The sequence below is a fragment of the Pedobacter sp. AJM genome, from assembly GCF_002197755.1.
Lineage (GTDB): Bacteria > Bacteroidota > Bacteroidia > Sphingobacteriales > Sphingobacteriaceae > Pedobacter.
Map to the genome: position 1 here is coordinate 828225 of NZ_NHOT01000001.1, position 24241 is coordinate 852465.

The 24241-nt window shown below is 39.0% G+C and carries 25 protein-coding genes; 17 read left to right on the plus strand and 8 right to left on the minus strand.

What is annotated here, in order from left to right:
- Window positions 1-18 precede the first annotated feature (18 nt).
- The 3 genes from fabD to CBW18_RS03580 all read right to left on the minus strand — a co-directional run bounded on the left by fabD (window position 19) and on the right by CBW18_RS03580 (window position 2058).
- Window positions 19-900 carry an ACP S-malonyltransferase gene (gene fabD / locus CBW18_RS03570; RefSeq protein ID WP_172406429.1) on the minus strand — a complete coding sequence of 294 codons (882 nt, stop codon included), beginning with the start codon at window positions 898-900 and terminating at the stop codon, window positions 19-21.
- Between the two features lie 99 nt (window positions 901-999).
- Window positions 1000-1635, minus strand: a complete 636-nt coding sequence (gene folE / locus CBW18_RS03575) for a GTP cyclohydrolase I FolE (protein WP_088299847.1) — start codon at window positions 1633-1635, stop codon at window positions 1000-1002.
- A 12-nt stretch (window positions 1636-1647) separates the two neighbouring features.
- Window positions 1648-2058, minus strand: coding sequence for a 6-carboxytetrahydropterin synthase (locus CBW18_RS03580; RefSeq protein ID WP_088299848.1), 411 nt, complete (start codon window positions 2056-2058; stop codon window positions 1648-1650).
- Between the two features lie 101 nt (window positions 2059-2159).
- Between CBW18_RS03580 and mqnB the strand changes: the two genes are divergently transcribed.
- Both mqnB and CBW18_RS03590 read left to right on the plus strand, forming a co-directional pair.
- Entirely contained in the window at window positions 2160-2786 is a 627-nt protein-coding gene (mqnB, locus tag CBW18_RS03585) for a futalosine hydrolase (protein WP_088299849.1), read from the plus strand.
- A gap of 38 nt (window positions 2787-2824) precedes the next feature.
- Complete coding sequence (locus CBW18_RS03590; RefSeq protein ID WP_088299850.1) at window positions 2825-3673, plus strand: menaquinone biosynthesis family protein; 849 nt, start codon at window positions 2825-2827, stop codon at window positions 3671-3673.
- Window positions 3674-3774: 101 nt separating this feature from the next.
- Here CBW18_RS03590 and CBW18_RS03595 read toward each other — a convergent pair whose 3' ends face one another.
- The 3 genes from CBW18_RS03595 to CBW18_RS03605 all read right to left on the minus strand — a co-directional run bounded on the left by CBW18_RS03595 (window position 3775) and on the right by CBW18_RS03605 (window position 7060).
- Window positions 3775-4470 (minus strand): response regulator transcription factor, encoded by a 696-nt coding sequence (locus tag CBW18_RS03595; RefSeq protein ID WP_172406430.1) that lies wholly within the window; start codon window positions 4468-4470, stop codon window positions 3775-3777.
- Between the two features lie 167 nt (window positions 4471-4637).
- On the minus strand, window positions 4638-6470 hold the full coding sequence (locus CBW18_RS03600; protein WP_088299851.1) for a sensor histidine kinase KdpD: 1833 nt from the start codon (window positions 6468-6470) through the stop codon (window positions 4638-4640).
- A 221-nt stretch (window positions 6471-6691) separates the two neighbouring features.
- Window positions 6692-7060: a DUF3127 domain-containing protein gene (locus tag CBW18_RS03605; protein ID WP_088299852.1), complete on the minus strand. Its 369-nt coding sequence runs from the start codon at window positions 7058-7060 to the stop codon at window positions 6692-6694.
- A 71-nt stretch (window positions 7061-7131) separates the two neighbouring features.
- Between CBW18_RS03605 and CBW18_RS03610 the strand changes: the two genes are divergently transcribed.
- From CBW18_RS03610 to CBW18_RS03680, 15 genes are all read left to right on the plus strand, one after another.
- Window positions 7132-8322 (plus strand): class I SAM-dependent RNA methyltransferase, encoded by a 1191-nt coding sequence (locus CBW18_RS03610; RefSeq protein ID WP_088299961.1) that lies wholly within the window; start codon window positions 7132-7134, stop codon window positions 8320-8322.
- A 341-nt stretch (window positions 8323-8663) separates the two neighbouring features.
- Window positions 8664-8945, plus strand: a complete 282-nt coding sequence (locus CBW18_RS03615) for a helix-turn-helix domain-containing protein (RefSeq protein WP_088299853.1) — start codon at window positions 8664-8666, stop codon at window positions 8943-8945.
- A 76-nt stretch (window positions 8946-9021) separates the two neighbouring features.
- Window positions 9022-9666, plus strand: a complete 645-nt coding sequence (locus CBW18_RS03620) for an HD domain-containing protein (protein ID WP_088299962.1) — start codon at window positions 9022-9024, stop codon at window positions 9664-9666.
- Window positions 9667-9774: 108 nt separating this feature from the next.
- Window positions 9775-11031 (plus strand): putative DNA modification/repair radical SAM protein, encoded by a 1257-nt coding sequence (locus CBW18_RS03625; RefSeq protein WP_088299854.1) that lies wholly within the window; start codon window positions 9775-9777, stop codon window positions 11029-11031.
- A 15-nt stretch (window positions 11032-11046) separates the two neighbouring features.
- Window positions 11047-11811 carry a TIGR03915 family putative DNA repair protein gene (locus CBW18_RS03630; protein WP_088299855.1) on the plus strand — a complete coding sequence of 255 codons (765 nt, stop codon included), beginning with the start codon at window positions 11047-11049 and terminating at the stop codon, window positions 11809-11811.
- 33 nt (window positions 11812-11844) lie between these two features.
- On the plus strand, window positions 11845-12870 hold the full coding sequence (locus CBW18_RS03635) for a cell wall metabolism sensor histidine kinase WalK (protein WP_088299856.1): 1026 nt from the start codon (window positions 11845-11847) through the stop codon (window positions 12868-12870).
- Between the two features lie 142 nt (window positions 12871-13012).
- The gene (miaB, locus tag CBW18_RS03640; RefSeq protein WP_088299857.1) at window positions 13013-14428 is read left to right on the plus strand and encodes a tRNA (N6-isopentenyl adenosine(37)-C2)-methylthiotransferase MiaB; all 1416 of its coding nucleotides are present in this window, start codon (window positions 13013-13015) and stop codon (window positions 14426-14428) included.
- Between the two features lie 91 nt (window positions 14429-14519).
- The gene (locus tag CBW18_RS03645) at window positions 14520-15761 is read left to right on the plus strand and encodes a sigma-54-dependent Fis family transcriptional regulator (RefSeq protein WP_088299858.1); all 1242 of its coding nucleotides are present in this window, start codon (window positions 14520-14522) and stop codon (window positions 15759-15761) included.
- Window positions 15762-15823: 62 nt separating this feature from the next.
- Window positions 15824-16330 carry an LptE family protein gene (locus tag CBW18_RS03650; RefSeq protein WP_088299859.1) on the plus strand — a complete coding sequence of 169 codons (507 nt, stop codon included), beginning with the start codon at window positions 15824-15826 and terminating at the stop codon, window positions 16328-16330.
- Between the two features lie 76 nt (window positions 16331-16406).
- Window positions 16407-17423, plus strand: coding sequence for a hypothetical protein (locus tag CBW18_RS03655; protein ID WP_088299860.1), 1017 nt, complete (start codon window positions 16407-16409; stop codon window positions 17421-17423).
- A 14-nt stretch (window positions 17424-17437) separates the two neighbouring features.
- Complete coding sequence (secG, locus tag CBW18_RS03660) at window positions 17438-17788, plus strand: preprotein translocase subunit SecG (RefSeq protein WP_088299861.1); 351 nt, start codon at window positions 17438-17440, stop codon at window positions 17786-17788.
- Between the two features lie 49 nt (window positions 17789-17837).
- On the plus strand, window positions 17838-18491 hold the full coding sequence (locus tag CBW18_RS03665; RefSeq protein WP_253248953.1) for an RNA polymerase sigma factor: 654 nt from the start codon (window positions 17838-17840) through the stop codon (window positions 18489-18491).
- A 1-nt stretch (window position 18492) separates the two neighbouring features.
- Complete coding sequence (locus CBW18_RS03670; RefSeq protein ID WP_216359184.1) at window positions 18493-18825, plus strand: hypothetical protein; 333 nt, start codon at window positions 18493-18495, stop codon at window positions 18823-18825.
- A gap of 191 nt (window positions 18826-19016) precedes the next feature.
- Entirely contained in the window at window positions 19017-20255 is a 1239-nt protein-coding gene (locus CBW18_RS03675) for a DEAD/DEAH box helicase (RefSeq protein ID WP_172406431.1), read from the plus strand.
- A gap of 63 nt (window positions 20256-20318) precedes the next feature.
- The gene (locus CBW18_RS03680) at window positions 20319-21230 is read left to right on the plus strand and encodes an AEC family transporter (RefSeq protein WP_088299862.1); all 912 of its coding nucleotides are present in this window, start codon (window positions 20319-20321) and stop codon (window positions 21228-21230) included.
- A 213-nt stretch (window positions 21231-21443) separates the two neighbouring features.
- On the opposite strand, the gene CBW18_RS03685 is transcribed toward CBW18_RS03680, so the two are convergent.
- Together CBW18_RS03685 and CBW18_RS03690 are read right to left on the minus strand one after the other, a co-directional pair.
- Window positions 21444-22637, minus strand: coding sequence for an aminopeptidase C (locus CBW18_RS03685; protein ID WP_088299863.1), 1194 nt, complete (start codon window positions 22635-22637; stop codon window positions 21444-21446).
- Window positions 22638-22748: 111 nt separating this feature from the next.
- Window positions 22749-24176, minus strand: coding sequence for an L-serine ammonia-lyase (locus tag CBW18_RS03690; RefSeq protein ID WP_088299864.1), 1428 nt, complete (start codon window positions 24174-24176; stop codon window positions 22749-22751).
- Window positions 24177-24241 lie beyond the last annotated feature (65 nt).

Sequence of the window (24241 nt, forward strand, 5' to 3'; positions counted from 1 at the left end):
TGGTGCTGTTTAGAAATATCAGGCAATAGTTGCGCTACTGGTTTGCACTTCCCGGCTTACCTTTTTTACCAATCCTTGTAAAACATTACCCGGGCCTACTTCTACAAATTCTGTAGTCTGGTCTGCCAGCATATGTTCAACAGTTTGCGTCCACCGTACAGCACCTGTTAACTGCTTAATCAAATTTTCCTTAATCTTTACCGGATCAGTATAGGGCTTAGCATCAACATTCTGATAAACCGGACAAACCGGAGCAGAAATATTGGTGGCTTCAATGGCGGCCTGCAGTTCAATTTTAGCAGGCTCCATTAAAGGAGAGTGGAATGCTCCGCCAACATTAAGTTTGAGAGCTCTTTTTGCACCGGCTTCCGTTAATTTAGCACAAGCCAGGTCAATTCCTTCAATGCTGCCCGAAATAACCAGCTGGCCCGGGCAGTTATAATTTGCCGGAACAACAACTGCATCGATTTCAGCACAGATTTTTTCAACTACATCATCGGCCAAACCTAAAATTGCAGCCATAGTAGAGGGTTGGGCCTCGCAGGCCTTCTGCATAGCATTTGCACGGGCTATAACCAATTTAAAGCCATCTTCAAAAGACAGTGCATCTGCAGCAACCAATGCAGAAAATTCACCTAAGGAGTGGCCGGCCACCATATCTGGTTTAAAATCATCACCTAAAACCTTTGCTAAAATAACAGAATGCAAGAAGATTGCAGGTTGTGTTACATTGGTTTGTTTAAGTTCTTCATCCGTTCCGCCGAACATGATATCGCTGATGCGGAAACCGATAATTTCATTTGCTTTCTCAAATAATTCAGCAGCTTTCGGGTGATTATAAAGGTCTTTACCCATGCCTACGAATTGTGCCCCTTGTCCGGGAAAAATATATGCTTTCATTATAATTTAGGTTTGGCGGCTCGCGTTTCAGCGTGGAGCGCTCACTTCAACGCCTTACTTGATACCAACTACTTAATACTTTTAACTTGATACCTCTTATTAATCTAAACTCGCCGTAATCAGCCTTAAAAATTCAGACCTTGTTTTATCGTTACTTAAAAATGTACCGGTAAAAGCAGAAGTGGTGGTAACGGAGTTTTGTTTTTGAACACCACGCATAGACATGCATAAATGCTTACATTCCATTACTACTGCAACCCCCATAGGGTTTAATGTATTTTGAATACAGTCCCTGATTTCGTTGGTTAAACGTTCCTGAACCTGTAAACGGCGGGCAAAAGCATCCACAATTCGCGGAATTTTACTTAAACCCACAATATGCCCGTTGGGAATGTAAGCAATATGGGCTTTTCCAAAAAATGGCAGCATGTGGTGCTCGCACATGGAATATACCTCAATATCTTTTACCACAACCATCTGGCTGTATTCCTCTTTAAACATTGCAGATTTTAAAATCTCATCCGGCTTTAAATCATAACCATGGGTTAAGTATTGTAAAGCTTTGGCCACGCGTTCTGGCGTTTTCACCAAACCTTCACGCTCAGGATCTTCACCCAGCTGACTTAAAATATCTTTATAATGGGAGGCTACAGCTTCAATTTTATCATCGTTATAGCGATCTATTTTTACATAGCCATCTATCGATTCTCCTTTTAATACATCTTTAGTGCTCATTAATATGGGGTTTTAACCAAAGTATTCAACAAAGTTATTTTCGGTTTCGTAGATTTTAACGCAATGTAAAATCGCACCGCTTTCAGCAATCGGAGCCAGTAGCTGATTCCAGATTTCTATGGCCAAATTTTCTGTTGAAGCCAGCTTGCCTTTCATAAAGTCTACATCCAGGTTAAGGTTTTTATGGTCAACCTTATCTACAACATAATTGTTCATCACATCTTTCAGCCACTTTAAATCCACCAGAAAACCCGTTTCCGGATTAACTTCACCTTTCACTGTAACATATAACCAATAATTATGACCATGCCAGTTCGGGTTTGCACACTTGCCATAAACTTCATTATTTTTGTCATCATCCCAATCGGTTCTTGCCAATTTATGGGCCGCATTGAATGATGCTTTTCTCGTTATATAAATCATTACTATTGAATAAACCGCAAATATAATGATAATGCCTTAAGCCTAAACATCAAAGCTTAAAGAAACCGGTGTTTAATCAAACTATCTGCTAAATTTACCTTATGAAAACTTTAATTGTTGCCGCGACCAGAGCCGAACTTGCTTTTTTTTACGAGCACTATCATCTGCCCGAAAAAGATTTTGTAGAAAGCAGGCATTTTGATGTACTCATCACCGGTGTGGGGATGGTGGCAACAGCCTTTGCACTTGGCCAGCATTTAACCAAAACGTATCAACTTGTACTTAATTTCGGAATTGCCGGTTGCTTTGACCGGAATATAGAATTAGGCACCCTGTTAAATATTACCGAAGATTACTTTGCCGAGCTTGGGGCAGAAAACGGAGATGAATTTCTCTCTATAACTGATTTAGGCTTTGGAGAAAGCCATTTTATAGCCAGAAACAAAGAAAATATTGATTTGCGTTCAGCAACAGGAATAACGGTAAACTGTGTAACAGGAAGTGAAAAAAGCATTAAAAATTTAACGGAAAGATTAAATCCCACTACGGAGAGCATGGAAGGTGCAGCGGTTTTCTACGCCTGTAAGCAGGCTGATATGGATTGTATTCAAATCCGAAGTGTATCAAATTATGTTGAACCACGTAATAAAGAAAACTGGAAAATGGGTTTGGCCATTAAAAATTTAAATAGCTGGGCCATCTCCTTTACTGAGGAAATGAACTCATGATGACGTTTTAGTATTTTACAATCTTTATTTTTGAATTTATGAAACTTACACTCGGATTTTCTCCCTGCCCTAACGATACATTTATATTTGATGCACTTATACACCACAAAATAGATACAGAAGGATTAACATTTGAAGTAAGTTATGATGATGTGGAAACCTTAAATCAGAAAGCTATGAAAGGCCAGCTGGACATCACCAAACTAAGCTTTCATGCCTTTGCTTATGCAGCCCGTCAATATGCATTGCTTGATGCAGGCAGCGCTTTGGGGTTTGGCGTTGGTCCTTTGTTAATTAGCCGTAAGTTTGATCAGCAAACACTAGCCGAAAGATTGAAAACTAATCCCGGGTCTCTTCGCATCGGAATTCCGGGAAAATACACTACAGCTAACTTTTTACTCGGCATCGCCTATCCTGAACTTCAGAATAAGCAGGAAATGGTTTTCTCCGAAATTGAAACCGCTTTGCTCGAAGATGAGATTGACTTAGGCCTGATTATCCACGAAAACAGATTCACTTACCAAAATAAAGGCTTAACCAAAATAGTAGACCTGGGCGATTACTGGGAGAAATTAACAGGTTGCGCCATTCCGTTAGGCGGAATTGTAATTAACAGAACCTTAGACCGTGAGGTGCAATTAAAAGTAAACCGACTGATTCGCCAGTCTGTAGAATATGCTTTCGCCCATCCAAAATCTGGAATTGATTTTATCCGTGAACATGCACAGGCCATGGATGAGGCGGTGATGTATAAACACATTGAACTTTACGTAAATAAGTACAGTATTAACCTGGGAGAAGAAGGACGAAAAGCGGTGGACACCTTATTTAAGCTTGCTCAGGAAAGGAATATTATTCCAGCGATACAGGAAAATTTATATTTATAAAACAGTGAAAGGCTCCATCTATCGAACATGCAGCCTTTCTGTAATACATTCCTTTAAGAGATCCTGAAACAAGTTCAGGAAGACGATTTAAATTATCATTTTTAGCTCACCAGCAACTTATAACCTTTACCGTGAACATTAATAATCTCTACGTTTGAATCTCCTCTGAGGTATTTCCGCAATTTGCTTAAAAACACATCCATACTCCGCCCGTTAAAATAATTATCATCATGCCAGATACTTAAAAGGGCTTCTTCTCTGGTTAAAACGGTATTTTTCTTTAAGCACAGCAAGCGCAACAATTCTGCTTCTTTAGTTGAAAGCTTTTGTTGTTGTTCGTGATGGGTGATAATTTGTGTGGTATAATCAAAATGATATTCGCCAATGGTAAATTCCGTTTCCGGTACTTCTTCAGTTTGGCCACCCTTGCTCGCCACCCTTTTAAACATGGCATTAATCCGGAGTAGCAGTTCTTCAATACGGAATGGCTTGGTAATATAATCATCACCACCTAAATCATAGGCAGCCGACTTATCTTCGAGCATGGTTTTAGCGGTAGCAAAGATAATGGGAACATGTGCATTCACCTTCCTGACATCTTTACCCAAGGTAAATCCGTCTTTTTTTGGCATCATCACATCGAAAATACAAAGGTCAAAGTTTTGCTTGTTAAAAGCCTTTAAACCTTCCTCGCCATCATTGCATAACACCACATCAAACTTGCCTTTTAACTGCAAATAATCTTGTAATAATAAACCTAAGTTTGGATCGTCCTCTACCAGAAGTATTTTTTTCATTTTCTTGATTTTATTCACGTATGCAGCTTGGCTACACTAAATGTTTGATTCTGAATATGTATGGTGGTTTAATGCTTACAGCGATTAACACCACAATTTTAGATAAATTTTGTAAGCAAAAGCAATTTGTATTCCTCAACTACACTTATCTGCCAATATATTTTGATTTATAAAGGTAAAGATATTTCAAATGTTGTTCCTTTATCCTTCTCGCTGCTCACTTTTATGGTACCATTTAACTTTTTAATAATATCCTGAACATAATTCAGTCCCAGGCCAAAACCTTTTACATCATGCAAATTACCAGTAGGCACACGGTAAAACTGGTCGAAAATTCTTTTAGATTGTTCCTTGGTCATCCCTATCCCCCGGTCAGAGATTTCGATAATCAAATGTTTATTGGTATTTCTGGTCGAAATAGTAATCTCAGGTACCTCTGCACTATATTTATTGGCATTATCAATCAGATTATAAAGCACGTTGGAGAGGTGCAGTTCATCACCATAAATAACAGCATTTGCAGCTTCGGTATGAAGGTTGATGATGGCGTTACGCTTTTGAAGCTGCAGTTCCATACTGTCTAAAACAATAATAATCAGGTCATTCATATCCACCTCAGTGTTTTCCATTTTAAGCTCTCCTTTTTCCAATCTGGCAATACTTAAAACCCGTTCGATATGACTACCCAAACGCACATTTTCATCATATATAATATTGGCTAGCCTGCTCAACCTGCTTTTATCTTCAGTAACCTCCGGGTCTTTGAGTGCCTCACTGGCAATCATGATGGTGGCTACAGGCGTTTTAAACTCATGCGTCATATTGTTGATGAAATCAGTCTTCATCTCCGATATTTTTTTCTGTTTCAGAATGGCATAAAGCGTATAAGAAAATATAAATACCAGCACCAAAAGCAAACCCACTGATGAAGCCAGGGTTGCACTTAAGTTCGATACAATGGTAGAATTTTTATTGGGGAAGCTTACAATCAAAGTTCCGGGATCACGGAATAAATCATTACCAAAAAGCGGAATTTTATAGGTATTCTCCGGTAAAAACTCTTTTTTAACATTAGCCGCTTCGATAAATAAAACAGAATCTTTTTTCGCGAGTGATATCTTATAAGAGGGTTTCTGGTTAATGTTATGTGTGAGCAGTTCTTCTTTCAGTAAGGTACCGAGTACCTCAAAATTAATGCGTTTGTATAAGGGCACATTTATTTCCTGTAACTCTTTGGAAACATCTTCTACCATGCTTAAGCGTGTGTAGGAGAAAGTATCCTTTCCAAGTGACGCAATTTTAAGCTCCAGCCGTTTTTTGGCAATTTCATCCTCCCGTTTGAATTTTTTCTCCAGATCATCCGAAATTTTTGGCAATCCAACCAGCAGTGGGTTTCCGGTCATTGGGTCGGCCACCAAATACCTGATCGTATCCGGAAGGTTTTGAGGGGTTCTGAAATTAAACGTTTTTGAACCAGGTGAAATGAGCTTGGTCCGCATGCTGTAACCCTTCAGGTTTAAGCTGTTCAGGTCCACCAGCGCATCTACTTCCACATCCAGGCGCGTACCGGTTAGAGATGCCTTTGGTGCGGAAAGCGATTTAAATTCATTTTCAGAAATCAGCTTTGGCCCGCGGTATGAAACTCTGATAATGCTGTCCTGCTGGTTCAGGTAGTTTTCAATCTGGCTTTCCCTTTCGGCCTGCCGCAGTTCAGATTCCTGCGCATACTGTTGCCTTAAATCTTTAATGTCAAGCGCCCTTTGCCTGGAATCCTGTAATTGCCTCAGTTTATTTTCAGCATCCTTTTTATTCAGATGATCGGCTACATTTAAACGTTCTACTTTTTTAACCACATTGGCTAAAGTCTGGTTTACCTGTTCATCAAAAAGCTGAGATTTCAGTTGATAAGCTTCCCTGATGTAATATAACTGCATCACGAAAACACCCAGTAGTGCCACGGTCATTAAAACAGTTATAAACCAAAAGCTTCTTTTTTTCATGAATCGGTATTGCCTAACCTTTAAAAGAGATAACAAAAAGGGATTTTAAATTAATCAGATATCAAAAATAGTGATTAGGGAAATGAGAAGATTGTTTTTAACATATTTTAACAAGGGTTATGACACTGAAAATGAAGATTTAAGAAAGTAATCTCAAAAAAAATGCCGGGGCAAAAGCCCCGGCATGGTTCAAAATTGTTTGCTTAAAAAAGATTCTTTATTTAGAAAGGCAAATCATCATCTTCACCTGGCGCATTGCTCACATCAACCGGAGCTGCATATGCCGGAGCAGCAGCTGGCTGTGCACCAGCAGCAACCGCATTGATTCTCCAGATCACAAGGCTGTTAAAATAAGATGTTTTACCTGTTTTGTCTGTCCATGGGCGGCCACGTAAATTAAAGAAAACCTCAACCTCATCGCCCGCTTTAAATGTATCTAATAATGCAGTTTTATCTTGTAAAGCCTCAAAACGGATATATTCTGGGTATGTTGGATTTTCTGCGTATTCTACTATTAAATCACGTTTTTTAAACGTTTCACTCACTTGCTGCGTTGCACCTACTTCGTGTACTTTTCCTTTAATTTCCATAACTAATACTAATAATGTACGTATAAAAGCCAAATCTCTATAATTTTATTGATAACTTCGCATATATTATGATGCAAGTTTTCCACAATAAAAGCAGGGTAATTATCACCTGCAATAAACGCCTTTCTCCTTATTTACAAGATGAAGTTACGGCCTTAGGTTACACGATAGAAAGGGCTTTCCAAACCGGCGTTGAGCTAAATATTACGCTTACAGAATGTATTAAACTCAATTTGAACCTGCGTTGCGCCAGTCAGATTTTATATTCAATTAAAAGTTTTAAGGCCATTACTCCTGACGATTTATACAAAGAAATTTCGGCTATAGCGTGGGAAGAATTAATAGATTTTACCGGTTACTTTTCCGTAACTTCCAACGTAGATAATCCGAACATTACCACACCACTATTCGCCAACTTAAAAGTAAAGGATGCGATTGTAGATCGCATGAAAGAGAAAAAGGGGATCCGCCCTGATTCTGGTTCGGATGCGAATAAAGCAGTAGTACATTTATATTGGAAAGATGCAGATGCAGATGTATTTATGGATACTTCAGGTGAAACACTGGCCAAACATGGTTATCGTAAAATCCCGGGAAAAGCACCTATGCTGGAGGCTTTGGCATCAGGCGTAATCTATGCCACCAAATGGGATCGAAAATCGCCTTTTATTAACCCGATGTGTGGTTCTGGAACGCTGGCCATTGAGGCTGCGCTGATTGCTACTAATCGTGCGCCGGGCTTATACCGGATGAATTATGGCTTTATGCATATTTTAGGCTATGAAGAAGAAGCTTTTTTCGCAGAACGGAGAATCCTGAAAGAACAGGTGATTAAAAATACCGACCTTAAAATTATCGCTTCCGATCTCTCTGAAGATGCTGTGGAAGTAACCCGCAGAAATGCAAAAACGGCCGGGGTTGATACCTTGATTGAGTTTGAAGTTTGTGATTTTGAGCTTACGCCCGTTCCTGAAGACGGCAAAGGCACCGTGGTTTTTAACCCGGAGTATGGCGAACGTTTAGGTGTGCACAGCAAACTGGAACTCACCTATAAACGCATGGGCGATTTTATGAAAACCAAATGCAAGGGATATTCCGGATATATTTTTACCGGCAATCCTGACCTTGCCAAAAAAATAGGTTTAAAAGCTTCACAGAAGCTAGAGTTTTATAACGGAAAGCTGGATTGCCGTCTGCTTGAATATGAATTATATGATGGTTCACGCCGGGCACCTCAAATTGAGCCAGAAGCCATTTCTTAAACCTTAATCTAAGTTTTACAGGATCAACAAGCCGGCATGAACATTATGAAAAATGTTCGTGCCTGGCTCTTATTCGCCGGTTATTTTATAATGCTTAAGGCCCCCCGAATAACGCTTTTATTTTCTTCACAAGCGCTTATGCAGCTGATAAGTCCAAAAATTTAATTTTAAAATCATCTGACTTCAAGAAATAAATTCAATATATTAAACCTTTGTTTAACGCATTTGTTTCTTATATACCGTTAACGTAATTCCTTATAGTGCTAAAAATTAACAAATCTAAAAACTGTAAGGATACTAGGCTCGTATATATTGAAAAAATTAAAAAATAATCCTTTTTTATGGAAGATGTATTAGCTTTAAAAACAAAAAACGTTGCCGGAAATATTAGAAAAATCAGGGAATACAGAGATTATACCCAGGATTATCTGGCGGCAAAATTAAAAATTTCACAAAATGCCTACAGTAAGATTGAACTGGGATATAGTAAATTAACGATCGATCGTTTGTTTCAGGTTTCAGAAATTTTAGAGGTTGAGGTTACGCACCTTTTAACCTTAAACCCAAATGATTTAATTAAGATTATTGCTGATGATGAGCATAGAGCAGCAACGGTAAGTTAAGTGATAACTTACCGTTGTTAATATCATTTCTTTCTCCGTGCATCTATTTCCAATATCTTTGTGGTAAATTTTAATGATGCAGGACCCCATTCAAAAAACAATAACATTTGTTAAGCAAACCTTAAAAAATGCAGAGGCTGGCCACGATTGGTTTCACATTGAGCGTGTGTTTAAAACAGCTTTAAATATCAATCAGGAAGAAAAAAGAAATGAGCTGGTTATTGCTCTGGCTGCGCTTTTACATGACATTGCTGATCCAAAATTTAACAATGGCGATGAAAATTTAGGTCCAAACCTGGCGCAATCCTTTTTACAATCCATAGCTGTTGAAGAAGAGGTGGTGCAGCACGTAAAAATGATTATTCAGCACATGTCTTTTAAAAACAGTTTCGACGACAACAGTTTTACTTCCAAAGAAATGCAAATTGTGCAGGATGCAGATCGTCTGGACGCCATTGGTGCTATCGGTATTGCCAGGGCATTTACCTATGGCGGCTTCAAAAACCGTGTGTTGTATGATCCTTCCATTAAACCGGAAGAACATCTTTCAAAAGAAAGCTATAAAAATACCACCGCGCCAACCATCAATCATTTCTATGAAAAGCTTTTGCTTTTGAAAGAGAGGATGAATACAGCGGCAGGTAAAAAAATCGCAGCGAAAAGACATCAGTTTATGTTGGATTACCTCGATCAATTTTACAGCGAATGGGAAGGCAATTAATTCACAACTTCAATTTCTTTTCTTTTATTCCACAACAGAGTAAGCTTAGTTATTCAAATTACTAATAAAATTAGCTTTATCACTATATTTGTTAGTAAATAAAAAGCTATGTCTGACCGAATTCGTGAAAAGTTAAATATCCTGGCCGATGCGGCAAAGTATGATGTTTCGTGTTCATCAAGCGGAGGCACCCGTAAAAATGACAATAAAGGTATTGGTAACAGTCATACTTCAGGTATTTGTCATACCTATACAGAAGATGGGCGTTGCGTTTCCCTTTTAAAAATCCTGTTAACCAATCACTGTATCTATGACTGTTTATTTTGTGTTTCGAGAAAGAGCAATGACATTAAGCGAGCTGCCTTTACTGTAGATGAAGTGGTGGATTTAACCATGAACTTTTACCGCAGAAATTATATCGAAGGTTTATTTCTGAGTTCAGGTATTTTTAAAAATGCAGATTTTACCATGGAACGGTTACTGTTGGTTTGCAAAAAACTTCGTTTAGAGCAAAGTTATAATGGTTATATTCATTTAAAGACCATTCCAGGGGCCAGTGATGAATTGATAAAGGAAGCCGGCCTATATGCCGATCGCATGAGTATCAATTTGGAAATGCCTACCGAAGCAGGGCTGAAGCTCTTAGCGCCCGAAAAGAGCCATGCGGATGTGATCAAACCTTTGGGATTTGTACAGCAAAATATTGTTCAGTTTGCTGAAGATAAAAAATTAATTAAGCATGTACCTAAATTTGTTCCCGCAGGCCAGAGTACGCAAATGGTGATTGGTGCCACGCCTGAAAGTGATAAAGATATTATGTATACGGCTAATGCTTTTTACAAAAACTTCTCTTTAAAAAGGGTTTATTATTCTGGCTATGTGCCCATTAGCAATGATAGCAGGATGCCCGTTTTAGGAACCCAGCCACCCTTGCTCAGGGAAAACAGGTTATACCAAACCGATTGGCTGATGCGGTTTTATGGCTTTAAAGTTCAGGAAATTCTAAATGATGCCAACCCAAATCTGGACGTAGACATCGACCCGAAACTCAGCTGGGCCATCAGAAATATGCAGCATTTCCCGGTAGATATCAATAAGGCAGATTACAGGATGATCCTCCGAATTCCGGGTATTGGTGTCATGTCTGCGAAAAAAATTGTACAGGCCAGAAAGTTTGGGAAATTAAGAATTGATCAGCTGAAGAAAATAGGCGTGGCGTATAACAGGGCTAAGCATTTTATAACTTGTGCAGATAGTCCTTATCAATTAAAAGATTATCAGGGCACGCAGATCAAGGCCTTTATCATGGCCGATAGTCAAAGCAAATACCTCAAAACAGATAACAATCAGCTCATTTTATTTTAGTGAATTAAAAAGACTATGATTTACACCTTCGATGGCTCTCTTTCTGGTTTGCTAACCGCAGTGTTCGAATGGTTTGAACGGAAACCCGGGCATATCAAGTTACAATTGAGCGATATTTTTCAGCCCGATGCTTTTACGGAATCGTTTGAGGTGATCACCAATGAAGAGAAAGCAGATCGCGTATGGAAAGGCCTTCAAAAAAAGCTGAAGAAAGACTGGCAGAGAACTTTTTATTGTAGCTATTTATCTGAAATTCCCGAAGCTTACAACCATCTTTTTCAGTTTGCCCTGTACATTTTTGAAAGCGCAGATGGTGCATCAGCCAATTTCGGGAATGATCATGTAATTGCTTTATCCAAATACGCTAAAAGCGTGGAAAGGGAAAAGCACCGGATGGAAGCCTTTATCAGGTTTCAAAAAACGGCCGACGGCAGGTTTTACACATCAATTGATCCTGATTTTAATGTTTTGCCCCTGATTTCGAATCATTTTAAAAATCGCTATGCCGATCAGCAGTGGATTATTTACGATTTGAAACGAAAATATGGCCTTCATTACGATTTAAATGCAGTTGAAGAAGTAACCATCAATTTTTCTGATGGTGCAAAAACCCCAAACCCTTCCCCTGCATTAATGGATGAAAAAGAAGAACTTTACGCTATTTTATGGAAAGACTATTTTAAAAGTGCCAATATTGTCGCACGGAAAAACACCAAATTACACCTGCAACATGTACCCAAAAGATATTGGAAGTATTTAACCGAAAAGCAGCTGGCTTAACACCCGTTTAACATAAAACCACTAAATTGCACCATGAAATTAAGTGTACTGGTTCTAATTACAGCACTTGCTGTTGCGCTTTCCATTGGCATGGTCAATTTTTATTTTGAACGCAGCTGGTACTACTTTGGAATTTCCTTTGGCGTTTCTTTTCTAAGCAGCTTTCTTGTTTTTTATTACCTGTTAGAAAAATACATTTATAACAAAATAAAGCTCATTTATAAGCTAATCCACAACCTAAAACTTGGAAAAGACCTAAAAGATGCATTGGGTGAATATGTTAGTTCAGACCCGATTAATGATGTGGAACACGAAGTGAAGGAATGGGCTGGCGCAAAGAAAAAAGAAATTGATTTACTAAAAAAACAGGAGCAGTTTCGCCGCGAATTCCTGTCGAACGTTTCGCACGAATTTAAAACACCGCTTTTTGCCATTCAGGGCTATATTGAAACCTTACAGGATTGCATTACTGACGACCCTGAAATGGCCATGAAATTCCTCAAAAAAGCAGAAAATAACGTAGAGCGGTTAAGTTACCTGATCAATGACCTGGATGCCATTGCCAAACTTGAAACCGGCGAATCTCCAATTAATTATCAGAAATTTGATTTTGTGTTGCTGGCCAAAGAAGTGATGGAAAATCTGGATGACCGTGCAAAATCCAAAAACATCAAACTATTTTTCAAGGATAAATATACTGCCGTTACCTTCGTTCATGCAGACCGTGAAAAAATCCGCCAGGTGTTGATAAACCTGATTGTAAACAGCATTAAATATGGTGTTGAAAACGGAGAAACGGCTATTAAAATATTTGAACTTCACGATCAGTTTCTTATTGAAGTGACCGACAATGGAATCGGGATTGAAGAAAAGCACCTGGCCAGACTTTTTGAGCGTTTCTATCGCATTGATACACATCGGGCCAGAGAAGTAGGCGGAACCGGTTTAGGTTTAGCCATTGTAAAACATATTTTAGAGGCTCACCAGCAAACCATATCCGTAAGAAGCACGCCTGGAATTGGAACTACCTTTGCATTTACCTTACACAAAGGCAGTTAAATAATTTTCAGTATAAAAGTCTCTTCCTGACGAAGCAAATTTTACAGTTATAATCAAACTGTAAACATTTAAACTAAATGTGCCAATTTGTCACTTTTAATTTAATTTGTGTATTTTTGCAATCCCAAAATCTTTTTAAAGAATGATTGATTTACAAGTACAGGATAAAACGCATGATGAGGCCAGACAAGGTGAAGCACTAATTTTAGATACACCCGTTAAAGCCGACGCACGTAAATTATACATTGAAAGTTATGGTTGCGCCATGAATTTTGCCGATAGTGAAATTGTAGCTTCTATTCTTTCAGAAACAGGATTTGAAACGACCGGTGATTATCATCAGGCAGATGTGATTTTTATCAATACCTGTTCCATCCGTGAAAATGCAGAAACCAGGGTGCGCAATCGTTTATCACAGTTCGGTGTCGAAAAACGCCGTAATCCTAAACTGATTGTTGGTGTTTTGGGCTGTATGGCAGAACGACTGAAATCTAAATTCCTCGAAGAAGAAAAACTGGTAGATGTGGTGGTTGGCCCGGATGCCTACAGGGATTTACCGAATTTAATTGAACAGGTAGAAAGCGGCCATAAGGCAGTAAATGTATTGTTATCCCGTGAAGAAACTTATGCGGATATTAGTCCGGTTCGTTTAAACAGCAACGGAATTACTGCGTTTATTTCCATTACACGTGGTTGTAACAACATGTGTTCTTTCTGTGTAGTGCCTTTTACACGTGGCCGTGAGCGCAGCCGTGATGCACATTCCATTATTGAAGAGGCAAAATCGCTGTTTGAAGCCGGTTATCGTGAGGTAACACTTTTGGGGCAAAACGTAGATTCATATACCTGGACTTCGGCAGACGGTACTGAAACCGTAAACTTTGCAAATTTACTGGAGCAAACAGCTTTAGTTCACCCGGATTTGAGGGTTCGTTTTTCTACTTCTCACCCGAAGGATATCACCGATGAAGTATTGGAAACCATCGCTAAATACGATAATATTTGTAACTACATTCATTTACCGGTTCAATCCGGCAATAGCCGCATTTTAGAATTGATGAACCGTACTTATACGCGTGAATGGTATATCAACCGCATAGATGCCATCAGAAGAATTATTCCAGGCTGTGCAATCTCAACTGATATCATTGCAGGTTTCTGTACGGAAACCGAAGCCGAACATGAGGAAACGTTAAGCATCATGGATTATGTTCAATACGATTTTGCCTATAACTTTACTTATTCGGAAAGACCGGGAACACTGGCAGCCCGTAAGCTGGAGGATGACATTCCTGAGGAGGTTAAAAAACGTCGTCTGGCCGAAATATTAGCCAAGCAACAGGCACATTCATTAATGCGTTTACAGGAATGGGTAGGCAAAACTGTTCGTGTATTAATAGAAGGTACTTCAAAAAAATCAGATCAGGATTATTGTGGTCGTGGCGACAGTGGCGCAATGGCCATTTTCCCGGCTATTGATAGCGTAAAACCAGGACAATACGCTAACGTGTATATCGAAAGATGCACTTCAGCTACACTGATTGGAAAAATAGTTTAAAGAGAGATTAAAGGTTACGGTTAAATATTACAGGACAAGCTGTATCATACATGACTTTTAACCTTTAACATTCAACTTTTAACAATAAAGAATGGATACACAAAATATTAAACAACGATTCGGGATTATTGGCAATTCGCCCCTACTTAATCGTGCCATAGATATAGCCAGCCAGGTTGCACCAACAGATATGTCGGTTTTAATTACAGGTGAAAGCGGAAGTGGTAAAGAAGTTTTTTCACAGATTATCCATCAGATGAGTGCACGGAAGCACGGCTCATTTATTGCCGTAAACTGCGGTGCCATCCCTGAAGGAACCATTGATTCTGAACTTTTCGGACATGAGAAAGGGTCGTTCACCGGTGCCCATGAGGCCAGAAAAGGATATTTTGAAGTGGCCAATGGCGGAACCATCTTTTTAGATGAGGTGGCCGAGTTACCCTTGGGAACCCAGGCGCGTTTGCTCAGGATACTCGAAAGTGGTGAATATTTAAGGGTTGGTTCATCTAAAGTTCAGAAAACAGATGTCCGCATTATCGCGGCAACCAATGTTGATGTATACAACCGCGTAAAAAACGGGAAGTTCAGGGAAGATTTATATTACAGGTTAAATACCGTTCCACTACGGATTCCGGCTTTACAGGAGCGAAAAGAAGATATTTATTTACTTTTTAGAAAATTCTCGGCAGATTTTAGTGATAAATACCGCAGTCCTTCGCTGCACCTGGAGCCCGATGCCATACAGATTCTGACCAATTACAGCTGGCCGGGCAATGTTCGTCAGCTTAAAAATATTGCCGAACAAGTTTGTGTGCTCGAAAAAGACAGAAATGTTACCGGTGCCGCCATCCTGAACTACATTCCGAATGAGTCTGGCAGTAACCTGCCCATGGCGATTAATTCACAATCAAAAGAAGACTTTACGGAAAGAGATATCCTGTATAAAGTTTTATTTGACATGAAAAAGGACATGGTTGAACTGAAGAAGCTCGTTGCCGAAATTATCCAGCACGGCGGGAATACAGCCAGCGTTTTGGCCGATAATCCTCAATACATTAATCAATTATACCGCGATGTTGAATTGCCGGGTGGACAGGAACATACCTTTACCATTCAGCAACCTACACCAAACAATGGGAATAATCCAAATAATGGAGATTACTATGCCCATGATGCTGAAGAAATTGAAGAATCCTTATCTTTAATTGATAAAGAATCCGATCTGATTAAAAAGGCATTGAAAAAACACAAAGGCAAACGGAAATTTGCCGCCCAGGAACTTGGTATTTCAGAGCGAACACTGTACCGGAAAATTAAGGAGTTAAATTTATAATCCTTCGAAAAAAACTTAATCTAGCCGACATTAAACGGTAAGCATCACCTCATCCAACTTAAATGAAAATTAAAATATCTGCACTTCTTTTAATCGCCGTACTTACGGCATGTGCTTACAAGTTCAATGGCGCTTCTACAGTGGGTTTAAAAACCGTTGTGGTGAAGGTTTTTGAAAACAATGCACCTTTGGTTGTACCTACCTTGAGTAATCAGTTTACAGAAGCCTTAAAAACGAGGATCAGGAACCAAACCAACTTAAGTATATCTACAACAGAGGGAGATGCCGTATTTGAGGGCAGAATTACGGGTTACGATATTAAGCCAGTGGCTTTACAGTCGAGCTCAACACCTACGGCTGGCGCAAACAGACTAACCATTACCGTGGCCGTAAAATACACCAACAATACGGCCGGAAAAGAAAAAGAAAGCTTTGAAGAGAGCTTCACAAAATATTTCGACTTTCCACTTAATGGCGCTTCCATACAGGCTGCCTTACCCGGAGCCATAGAGAACATCAATAAACAGCTGACAGAAGATATTTTTAACCGCGCTTTTGCACAATGGTAATTTCATTTGAACCTGTTCACACACAAAACTTTCTAAAAACCGCTTACATTTTTTAACTTAGCGACAAACCTCAAGAATGGATCATCAACAGCTATTGGTAAATTTACTTGCCCAACCTGGAAAGGTTGGCCCGGAGCATGTGCCCATGCTTCAGGAGCTGGCAGTACAATTTCCATACGCACAACCCATTCACCTGCTACTGGCAAAAGCTGATGCATCCTTCATTCCAAAGGCTGCTTTATATAGCCATGGGAATGCTTTATTTCATATTTTAAATATGGTTTCTGTCCAGGATGAAGACCTGAATGAGGAAATACAGCCAGAAAATGAGATAACGGAAGTTGTTGCTCAGGCTGAAAATGATGTACCTGAAGAAATTTTAAACAACCACAAAGATGCTACTGAAACAGCCGGGGATGTAGCGGAGGCAAACCAGAATCTTGCTGAAGAGGATCTGTTTATTGAAAGCATAGCGACTACTGACTTCTTTGCCTTTGAGCAAAGTATGAGTACTGATGTGGTCAGCACAGCTCCTGATATAGAAACCGTTGTTCCGGATCATCATGAAATTAATTTTGTTTCCAGATATGACGATGATCAACTGCCCTATACTTTTTTATGGTGGTTATCCAAAACCCGTAAGGAACATGAGCAGATTTTTCAGCCTTATGTTCAGCCAAAACCAGCTGTTGTTAAACAACAACCTGCTCAGCAAAAAGATGCTGCCGAGTTTCAGCAACAATATGTGGAGCACATTTTTCATATTCAAACACCATTTGAAGTTGCAGATCATCTGGCAGAATATCCATCAGCTGATGTAAAGGATGCAAAAGGAGCAGAAATTATAGAAAAATTCTTAAAAGAAGACCCAACGATAAAGCCTCCGAAACCTGAACAAATTGACAATGAAAATAAGGCGAAGAAGAGTGCAGAAGATCATTACGACCTGGTTTCTGAAACTTTAGCTAAAATTTATATCGAACAAATGCTTTATCACAAAGCCATAGATACTTATAAAAAATTAAGTTTGAAATATCCAGAAAAAAGTGGTTACTTTGCCGACCTTATCCAATCTATAGAAAAGAAATTTTAAAATATAATATTACCATGATAACCTTTTTAATTATTTTATTAATTGTTGTATGTATAGCTTTAGGCTTATTTGTATTGATACAAAACCCTAAAGGCGGGGGTTTAGCCAGCGGCGGAGGTACCAGCAACATGTTTGGCGTGCAACGTACAGGTGATGTTCTCGAAAAAGGATCATGGGTTTTGCTTGCCGCAATCGTAATTTTAACATTAGCCATTACCACTGTTTCTAAAAGTGGCGGCGGTGCTACCGCAGTAGGAAATTCAGCAATACAGGATCGTTTAGACAAAACACCATCTCCATCTCCGATTGGTAGTAACCTGAACAATACAGCACCAGCAAAACCTGCTGATACCACTAAAAAATAAACCAGACTAATTTATTTGGCCAAAGCTTTCCCCTTAAAGGAAGGCTTTTTTGTTTTCAGCCGTTTTTGACCTTATCCCTTATAAAAAACTGAATAAATTTAAAGTATTCCGGAGCTCCATCCGTTTACCGGTTTATAATGCAAAATTAGTGGTGCCGAAAAACGAATCTCAAAATATCATTTCTACTGTTGCCTATTATGGCAAGCGCCTGTTCAGCTTTATCCGCGGGCGGGTAAATACAGATGAAGATGCGGAAGATATTTTGCAGGATGTATGGTATCAGCTCAGCAATCAGCCTGAACTTGGTGCCATTGAACAAATTAGTGGCTGGCTGTATCGTGTTGCCCGGAATAAGATTACCGATCGGTACCGCAAGCAAAAAGAAGCCTCTCTTGACGATTTTATAGGTGAGGATGAAGACGGCGGATTTAATTTCAGGGAGATTTTGCTGGCAGAACCTTATGCCCCCGAACAAGAAGGATTAAAAAAGTTATTCTGGGAACAGTTATTTATGGCACTCGAAGAGCTACCTGCTAACAAGCAATATGTATTTATTCAAAATGAACTGGAAGAACGTAGTTTCCGGGAACTGGCAGATGAAACAGGCGAAAATATCAAAACGCTTATATCCCGGAAAGGATATGCAGTGAAACATTTACGTAACCGTTTGCAAAATTTATATCAGGAATTTATAAACTATTAATATGAGACACAGAAAATATAGTAAAGTCAAAAAATTCATTTTCTTTTTACCTGTTGTAGCCCTTATCGGAACAGCGATAGGTTATACTGTAATGTCTTTGTGGAACTGGATTTTACCTGAAGTTGCCCATGCCGGCCGGTTGAATTTCTGGCAGGCTTTAGGTCTTCTGGTATTATGCAGGTTGCTTTTCGGTAATTTTAATAAAGGAGGCAGGAACCGTTTCCGCGAAAATGCCTCTAAATTGCGTTCAAAATGGCAAAACATGAATGAGGAAGAACGTGCGAAGTTTAAAGAAGAATATAAAAACAGGTGCAGCTCCTGGAGAAAAGGTTAATCATAATTTTTGATTCAGTTTTATTTTAAAGAGGATTTTTTTATCTTCCAAAAAAGCGCCATTCACAATTTAACACATCTTTACATAACCTGAATACAGGTTTCAAATTCCAAATCTGATCTGATGTTAAATGCAGTTTGCTATTCGCCTTAATTTGAGGTACTTTTGCTAAAAGAAATAAATACAACAGATTGAATTTTAACGATTTTAACTTTGGCCCTGATTTATACGAGGGCCTGATGGCGATGGGGTATAAAAGTGCCACACCAATACAGGAGCAAGCCATTCCGGTAATTTTAGACAATCATGATCTGATTGCCTGTGCACAAACCGGAACTGGAAAAACGGCCAGTTACTTATTGCCGGTGATGGATAAAATTAGTCGTGCTGCTGACAGACATAACAATACCCTGATTTTAGCCCCTACCCGAGAACTTGCACAACAGATTGATTTACAGGTTGAAGCCTTGGCTTATTTTACCAATATCAGTTCGCTTGCTGTATACGGTGGCGGTGATGGCATTGCATACGAGCAGCAAAAACGTTCGATGCGGGATGGTGTAGATATCATTATCGCAACTCCTGGTCGTTTAATGGCTCATTTGTCTTCAGGCGTTTTAAAGCTTGAACATTTGCAGCATTTGATATTGGACGAAGCAGATCGAATGTTAGACATGGGGTTTTATGATGATATTATGCGCATTGTAAGCTACCTGCCAAAGAAAAGACAAACCCTTTTATTTTCGGCCACCATGGCACCGAAGATCAGAAAAATGGCCGGAAGTATTCTGAATGAACCGCAGCAAATTACCATTTCTATTGCAAAGCCGGCAGAGGGGATTGATCAACAGGCCTATAATATTCATGATCAGCAAAAGCAGGCGCTATTAACTGACCTCTTCAAAGACGGGAAATACAAAAGCGCTATTATTTTTGCATCCACCAAAGAGAAGGTTAAAGCCTTGTATAAAACATTTAAAAGCTTAAGTATTAAAGCAGATGCATTCCACTCTGATTTAGGTCAGAAAGAGCGTGAAGATATTTTATTAGCTTTTAAAAACAGAAGGCTTCCCATCATTATCGGAACAGATGTTTTATCTCGTGGAATTGATGTGGAAGGTGTTGATCTGGTGATTAATTATGATGTACCTGGTGATCCGGCAGATTATGTACACAGAATCGGTAGAACAGCAAGGGCTGCGACTAAAGGAACTGCAATTACACTGGTAAACGGACGGGATAAACGGAAGTTCGAAAACATTGAAAAACTGATTGAAAAAGCAGTTCCCAGAATGCCCCTGCCGGAACATATTGCTTCCATGGAAATTACGCACGTGGAAGAGAAGAAACCGCAACATGCCAGAAATAACAATGCGAAGAAAAAGGTATGGCATAAAAAGAAACCTAAGCCGAGTAATCCTGCTTCATAAATTAAAACACCAGTAAGATTCTTATTGGTGTTTTTCATTTTACGCCTATCTTTGTTTTCTTAAATGGCAAACTTTATCCTTATCGGCATCTGCATTTTAGCCGGAATCTTTTTTAGAAAAAGCAAAACTTTACCTAAAGATGCACATAAAGGCATTAATGCCTGGATAATTTACGTTGCACTACCTGCGGTATCTTTCAAATATTTACCACATATTACCTGGACTAAAGATTTACTTTTCCCCGCTCTCGCCCCTGTTGTGGTATGGATGTTTGGCTGGCTTTTTATTACACTTTACAGCCAGTTTAGAAATATCAGTAAAGCCACATCTGGCGGTTTGAAGCTAATTAGTTCATTAAGCAATACATCATTTGTTGGTTTTCCCTTGATTATTGCCTATTTCAGTGAAAAGGAGCTGGCTGTAGCCATCATTTGCGACCAGGTAACCTTTACGCTTTTATCAACCATCGGTATAATTGTAGCCATCCGTTCTTCGCAACAGCAAAAGCTAAATGTAAAATTAGTTTTGAAAAAGGTATTAACCTTTCCGCCGTTAATTGGCTGTATACTGGCGCTGACTGTTCCACGATATATTGATTTATCTGCCCTGGACGTATTATTTGATAAACTGGCAGGAACAGTTGGTCCTTTGGCTTTATTCTCTATCGGTTTACAGTTGAAATTTGGCGGATGGTTTGGAGAGATTAAACACATCAGCTTTGCTTTGTTGTTTAAATTAATTTTAGCACCACTTGCCATTTTAATGATCGCATTGCTCTTGGGTATGAATGGAATAATTACTAAAATAACTATTTTCGAAATGGCCATGCCAACTTTATTAACCGCTGGCGTTGTAGCCGATCAGTATAATTTAAATCCGAAGCTTTCTAATTTAGTTGTGGGCTTGGGCATTTTACTGTCGTTTATTACAACCGCTATCTGGTGGTTTGTGTTAACGCAATTTGGCTTTTTTTAAGCGTCATAACATGAGACTGGCTCTATTTTCAACCTTATGGAAATTGATTAGACTGATTAAAAGTAGAACAAAGAGATAATGCTTGGCTTTTCAAAAGGTAAATCTGAACAGGTCATAAAAGCTCTGTTGACAAAATTTTAAATAAAATTGCTTATAAGTAAAGCAAAAAAAGCCGCAAAATTTCTTCAGCGGCTCTCAAATATTTTGAACGAATTACAATCCTAATTTCTTAGATATTGCTGAAGGAATACCAGCTTTATTTAATAAAAACGCAGTTGTTTTATATTTTACATAGTTCTTTGTTACGTATAAATAACCTTTATAATCGTTGGTAACGCCCCAAGAATTTTTAACAATATAATATTCTTTACCATTTTGATCTTTAGCCAAACCAACAATGTGCATGCCATGATCATCAGTGGTCTGATAATTATCAAATGCAGCCTGACGGTTTTCCTGCGTGATTTCCATTTCTGGCTGAGGGCCATTAAACATATCTGCTTTTTGTTTCAATGACATATCGTTAAATGGAATTTCAGGAACGAAAGCTACACCATTTTTATAACTGAAAGATTTCTCGCTTACATCTGTAGCCCAGGCAACTGTAAATCCATTTTTCAAAGCGTTATCAATAATCTCAGTGATTTCATTCACTTTAATATTATAAACCTGATCGAATGACCAGTTATCTGGAACCAGCAAAGTAAACTTGCTGTAGAAAGGATGATCATTAAAAGAAGATAATTCTACATAATGATCGGGATTAATTCCTACAACCTCATTAGCAAAAGTTTTAGGCGTATATTTCTTTCCTTTAAATGTGAAGTTTTCGGGTACAGCTCCTAAATAAGCATCAATAACGCCAGAATATGCCTTTAACCAGTTTGGGGTCAGTTCGCCATTGGCATTTTTAACCACAGCCTCTAAAACGCCTTTCTCGATATCGCCAAGCTCTGCAGTTTTATTGGTTTTAGTACCATAGTTTAAGCCCGTGTAAACATCTTGCGGAACCGCACCATATTTTCTGTACATATTAATTACATCGTGTAATGCACCACCATCACCTAAGTTAACAGCACCGTGCATGCGTACATAATTAATCCCTTTTTCTACATAAGCATTTCGGGCAGTAAAAATTTGTGATAACTGAACAGGTTGTTTGCCTGCCTTAATCATTTCTGATTCAATAAATGAATTTGTAGAATAGCTCCAGCAGGTACCGGATGAACCTTGGTTTTGAACTGGCGTATTTGCTAAATTGATAACTTCGGTAAATTTAAAAGCATCCTTGCTGTTATCGCTTTGGTTATTTTTTAAAGAATTAACCAGATTGTCTTGGCCAAAAGTTACCAATGTTGATAACGATAATGCCAAACCAATCAAACATAGTTTGGTGTATTTGATCATTTTTATGAATAATTATTAAAATTTAGCGAATGTAAAAATTGTTGCCGATTTACAATCAGAAAGTTTTTAATAAATCGATAAATAAAGTCATTCAAATGCAACAATGTTGAATTAACATTCCGGCAAGCTGATTGGGATATTTGTTGCCAAGCCTCCATCGGATGTTTCCTTGTATTTTGCATTCATATCCAGGGCTGTTTCCCACATCGTATTGACTACAGCATCCAGACTAACTTTTGCCTTATCAGGATTGCTTTGTAATGACAGCTGACTTGCGGTGATGGCTTTGATAGCCCCCATGGTGTTTCTTTCAATGCATGGAATTTGAACCAAACCGCCAATAGGATCGCAGGTTAAGCCTAAATGATGCTCCATAGCGATCTCTGCAGCCATTAAAACCTGTCGCTGAGAGCCACCTAAACACTCTGTTAATGCCGCAGCCGCCATAGCAGACGAAACTCCGATTTCGGCCTGACACCCACCCATTGCTGCTGAAATGGTAGCACCTTTTTTAAAAATACTGCCTATTTCTGATGCACAGGCAATAAACTGAATAATCTTATCTTCTGCATAACCATCGCAAAAGGTAATAAAGTATTGAAGCACTGCAGGAATTACACCCGCAGCTCCATTTGTAGGTGCTGTTACCACACGCCCGAAAGAAGCATTTTCCTCATTTACAGCCAATGCAAAGCAGCTTACCCAATCCAAAATATAATTAAATCCATTCCCACCCTTTCTGATGGCTTCTACCCATGAGGTATAGTCCTGATAATCACTTTTACCGATCAATCGTTTATTTAGCGGGAACGCCCTGCGGGCAACATCCAAGCCTCCGGGTAAAAATCCGGTGGTATGGCAACCCCGGTAAATGCAATCCCTCATTACGGCAAAGTGCTGCAGCATCCGCATTTTAGTTTCGGCTTCAGGTCGCCAGGCCAGTTCATTTTCCAATACAATTTCACTCACCTTCAACCCTGTTGACAAACACCAGTGTAAAAGTTCTTTCGCTTTTTCTATTGGAAAGGGTAAATCAACCTGTGGCTTCTGACTGTTGTCTTCACCTTCCTTCACAACAAAACCTCCACCAATAGAATAATATGTCTCGGAAAAAGCTTTCCCAGTTGATAAAAAGGCCTGAAAAGTAACTGCATTCGGATGAAAGGGAAGACTTTCTGCAAAAAGAAAAAGCAGATCATTTTCATAGTCGAAATCAATTTCTAAATCTCCGGCAAGCTTAAGCTTTTTATCTTTTTGAATGGCTTCAAATGTTGGTGTAACTGCATCCACGTCAAAAGTAACCGGATCAGCACCTGATAATCCGAGTAAGATTGCCACATCCGTTCCATGGCCTTTACCTGTTTTAGCCAGTGATCCATAAAGGAGTATTTTAATCGTTTCTACCCGATCGATAAGACCTTGTTGATTTAGCGATGCCGTAAATTGTTGTGCAGCACGCCATGGCCCAAGTGTGTGTGAACTTGACGGACCAATGCCTATTTTAAAAATATCAAAAACGGAGATTTGCTCTTTTATCATGAAAAAAGTTAGTTATACAAAGCTATGATTGTTTTATTGAAACTGTAAAGAAATAATAATCAAAA

Bases quoted from the DNA above. Each gene is read 5' to 3' on its own strand.
- CBW18_RS03580 (WP_088299848.1), bottom strand. From the start codon at position 2,058: ATGATTTATATAACGAGAAAAGCATCATTCAATGCGGCCCATAAATTG.
- CBW18_RS03595 (WP_172406430.1), bottom strand. From the start codon at position 4,470: ATGAAAAAAATACTTCTGGTAGAGGACGATCCAAACTTAGGTTTATTA.
- secG (WP_088299861.1), top strand. From the start codon at position 17,438: ATGATAACCTTTTTAATTATTTTATTAATTGTTGTATGTATAGCTTTA.
- CBW18_RS03670 (WP_216359184.1), top strand. From the start codon at position 18,493: ATGAGACACAGAAAATATAGTAAAGTCAAAAAATTCATTTTCTTTTTA.
- CBW18_RS03605 (WP_088299852.1), bottom strand. From the start codon at position 7,060: ATGGAAATTAAAGGAAAAGTACACGAAGTAGGTGCAACGCAGCAAGTG.
- CBW18_RS03625 (WP_088299854.1), top strand. From the start codon at position 9,775: ATGTCTGACCGAATTCGTGAAAAGTTAAATATCCTGGCCGATGCGGCA.
- CBW18_RS03615 (WP_088299853.1), top strand. From the start codon at position 8,664: ATGGAAGATGTATTAGCTTTAAAAACAAAAAACGTTGCCGGAAATATT.
- CBW18_RS03650 (WP_088299859.1), top strand. From the start codon at position 15,824: ATGAAAATTAAAATATCTGCACTTCTTTTAATCGCCGTACTTACGGCA.
- CBW18_RS03655 (WP_088299860.1), top strand. From the start codon at position 16,407: ATGGATCATCAACAGCTATTGGTAAATTTACTTGCCCAACCTGGAAAG.
- CBW18_RS03680 (WP_088299862.1), top strand. From the start codon at position 20,319: ATGGCAAACTTTATCCTTATCGGCATCTGCATTTTAGCCGGAATCTTT.
- mqnB (WP_088299849.1), top strand. From the start codon at position 2,160: ATGAAAACTTTAATTGTTGCCGCGACCAGAGCCGAACTTGCTTTTTTT.
- CBW18_RS03645 (WP_088299858.1), top strand. From the start codon at position 14,520: ATGGATACACAAAATATTAAACAACGATTCGGGATTATTGGCAATTCG.
- CBW18_RS03630 (WP_088299855.1), top strand. From the start codon at position 11,047: ATGATTTACACCTTCGATGGCTCTCTTTCTGGTTTGCTAACCGCAGTG.
- CBW18_RS03690 (WP_088299864.1), bottom strand. From the start codon at position 24,176: ATGATAAAAGAGCAAATCTCCGTTTTTGATATTTTTAAAATAGGCATT.
- CBW18_RS03610 (WP_088299961.1), top strand. From the start codon at position 7,132: ATGCAAGTTTTCCACAATAAAAGCAGGGTAATTATCACCTGCAATAAA.
- CBW18_RS03600 (WP_088299851.1), bottom strand. From the start codon at position 6,470: ATGAAAAAAAGAAGCTTTTGGTTTATAACTGTTTTAATGACCGTGGCA.
- folE (WP_088299847.1), bottom strand. From the start codon at position 1,635: ATGAGCACTAAAGATGTATTAAAAGGAGAATCGATAGATGGCTATGTA.
- CBW18_RS03685 (WP_088299863.1), bottom strand. From the start codon at position 22,637: ATGATCAAATACACCAAACTATGTTTGATTGGTTTGGCATTATCGTTA.
- CBW18_RS03620 (WP_088299962.1), top strand. From the start codon at position 9,022: ATGCAGGACCCCATTCAAAAAACAATAACATTTGTTAAGCAAACCTTA.
- miaB (WP_088299857.1), top strand. From the start codon at position 13,013: ATGATTGATTTACAAGTACAGGATAAAACGCATGATGAGGCCAGACAA.
- CBW18_RS03635 (WP_088299856.1), top strand. From the start codon at position 11,845: ATGAAATTAAGTGTACTGGTTCTAATTACAGCACTTGCTGTTGCGCTT.
- fabD (WP_172406429.1), bottom strand. From the start codon at position 900: ATGAAAGCATATATTTTTCCCGGACAAGGGGCACAATTCGTAGGCATG.
- CBW18_RS03590 (WP_088299850.1), top strand. From the start codon at position 2,825: ATGAAACTTACACTCGGATTTTCTCCCTGCCCTAACGATACATTTATA.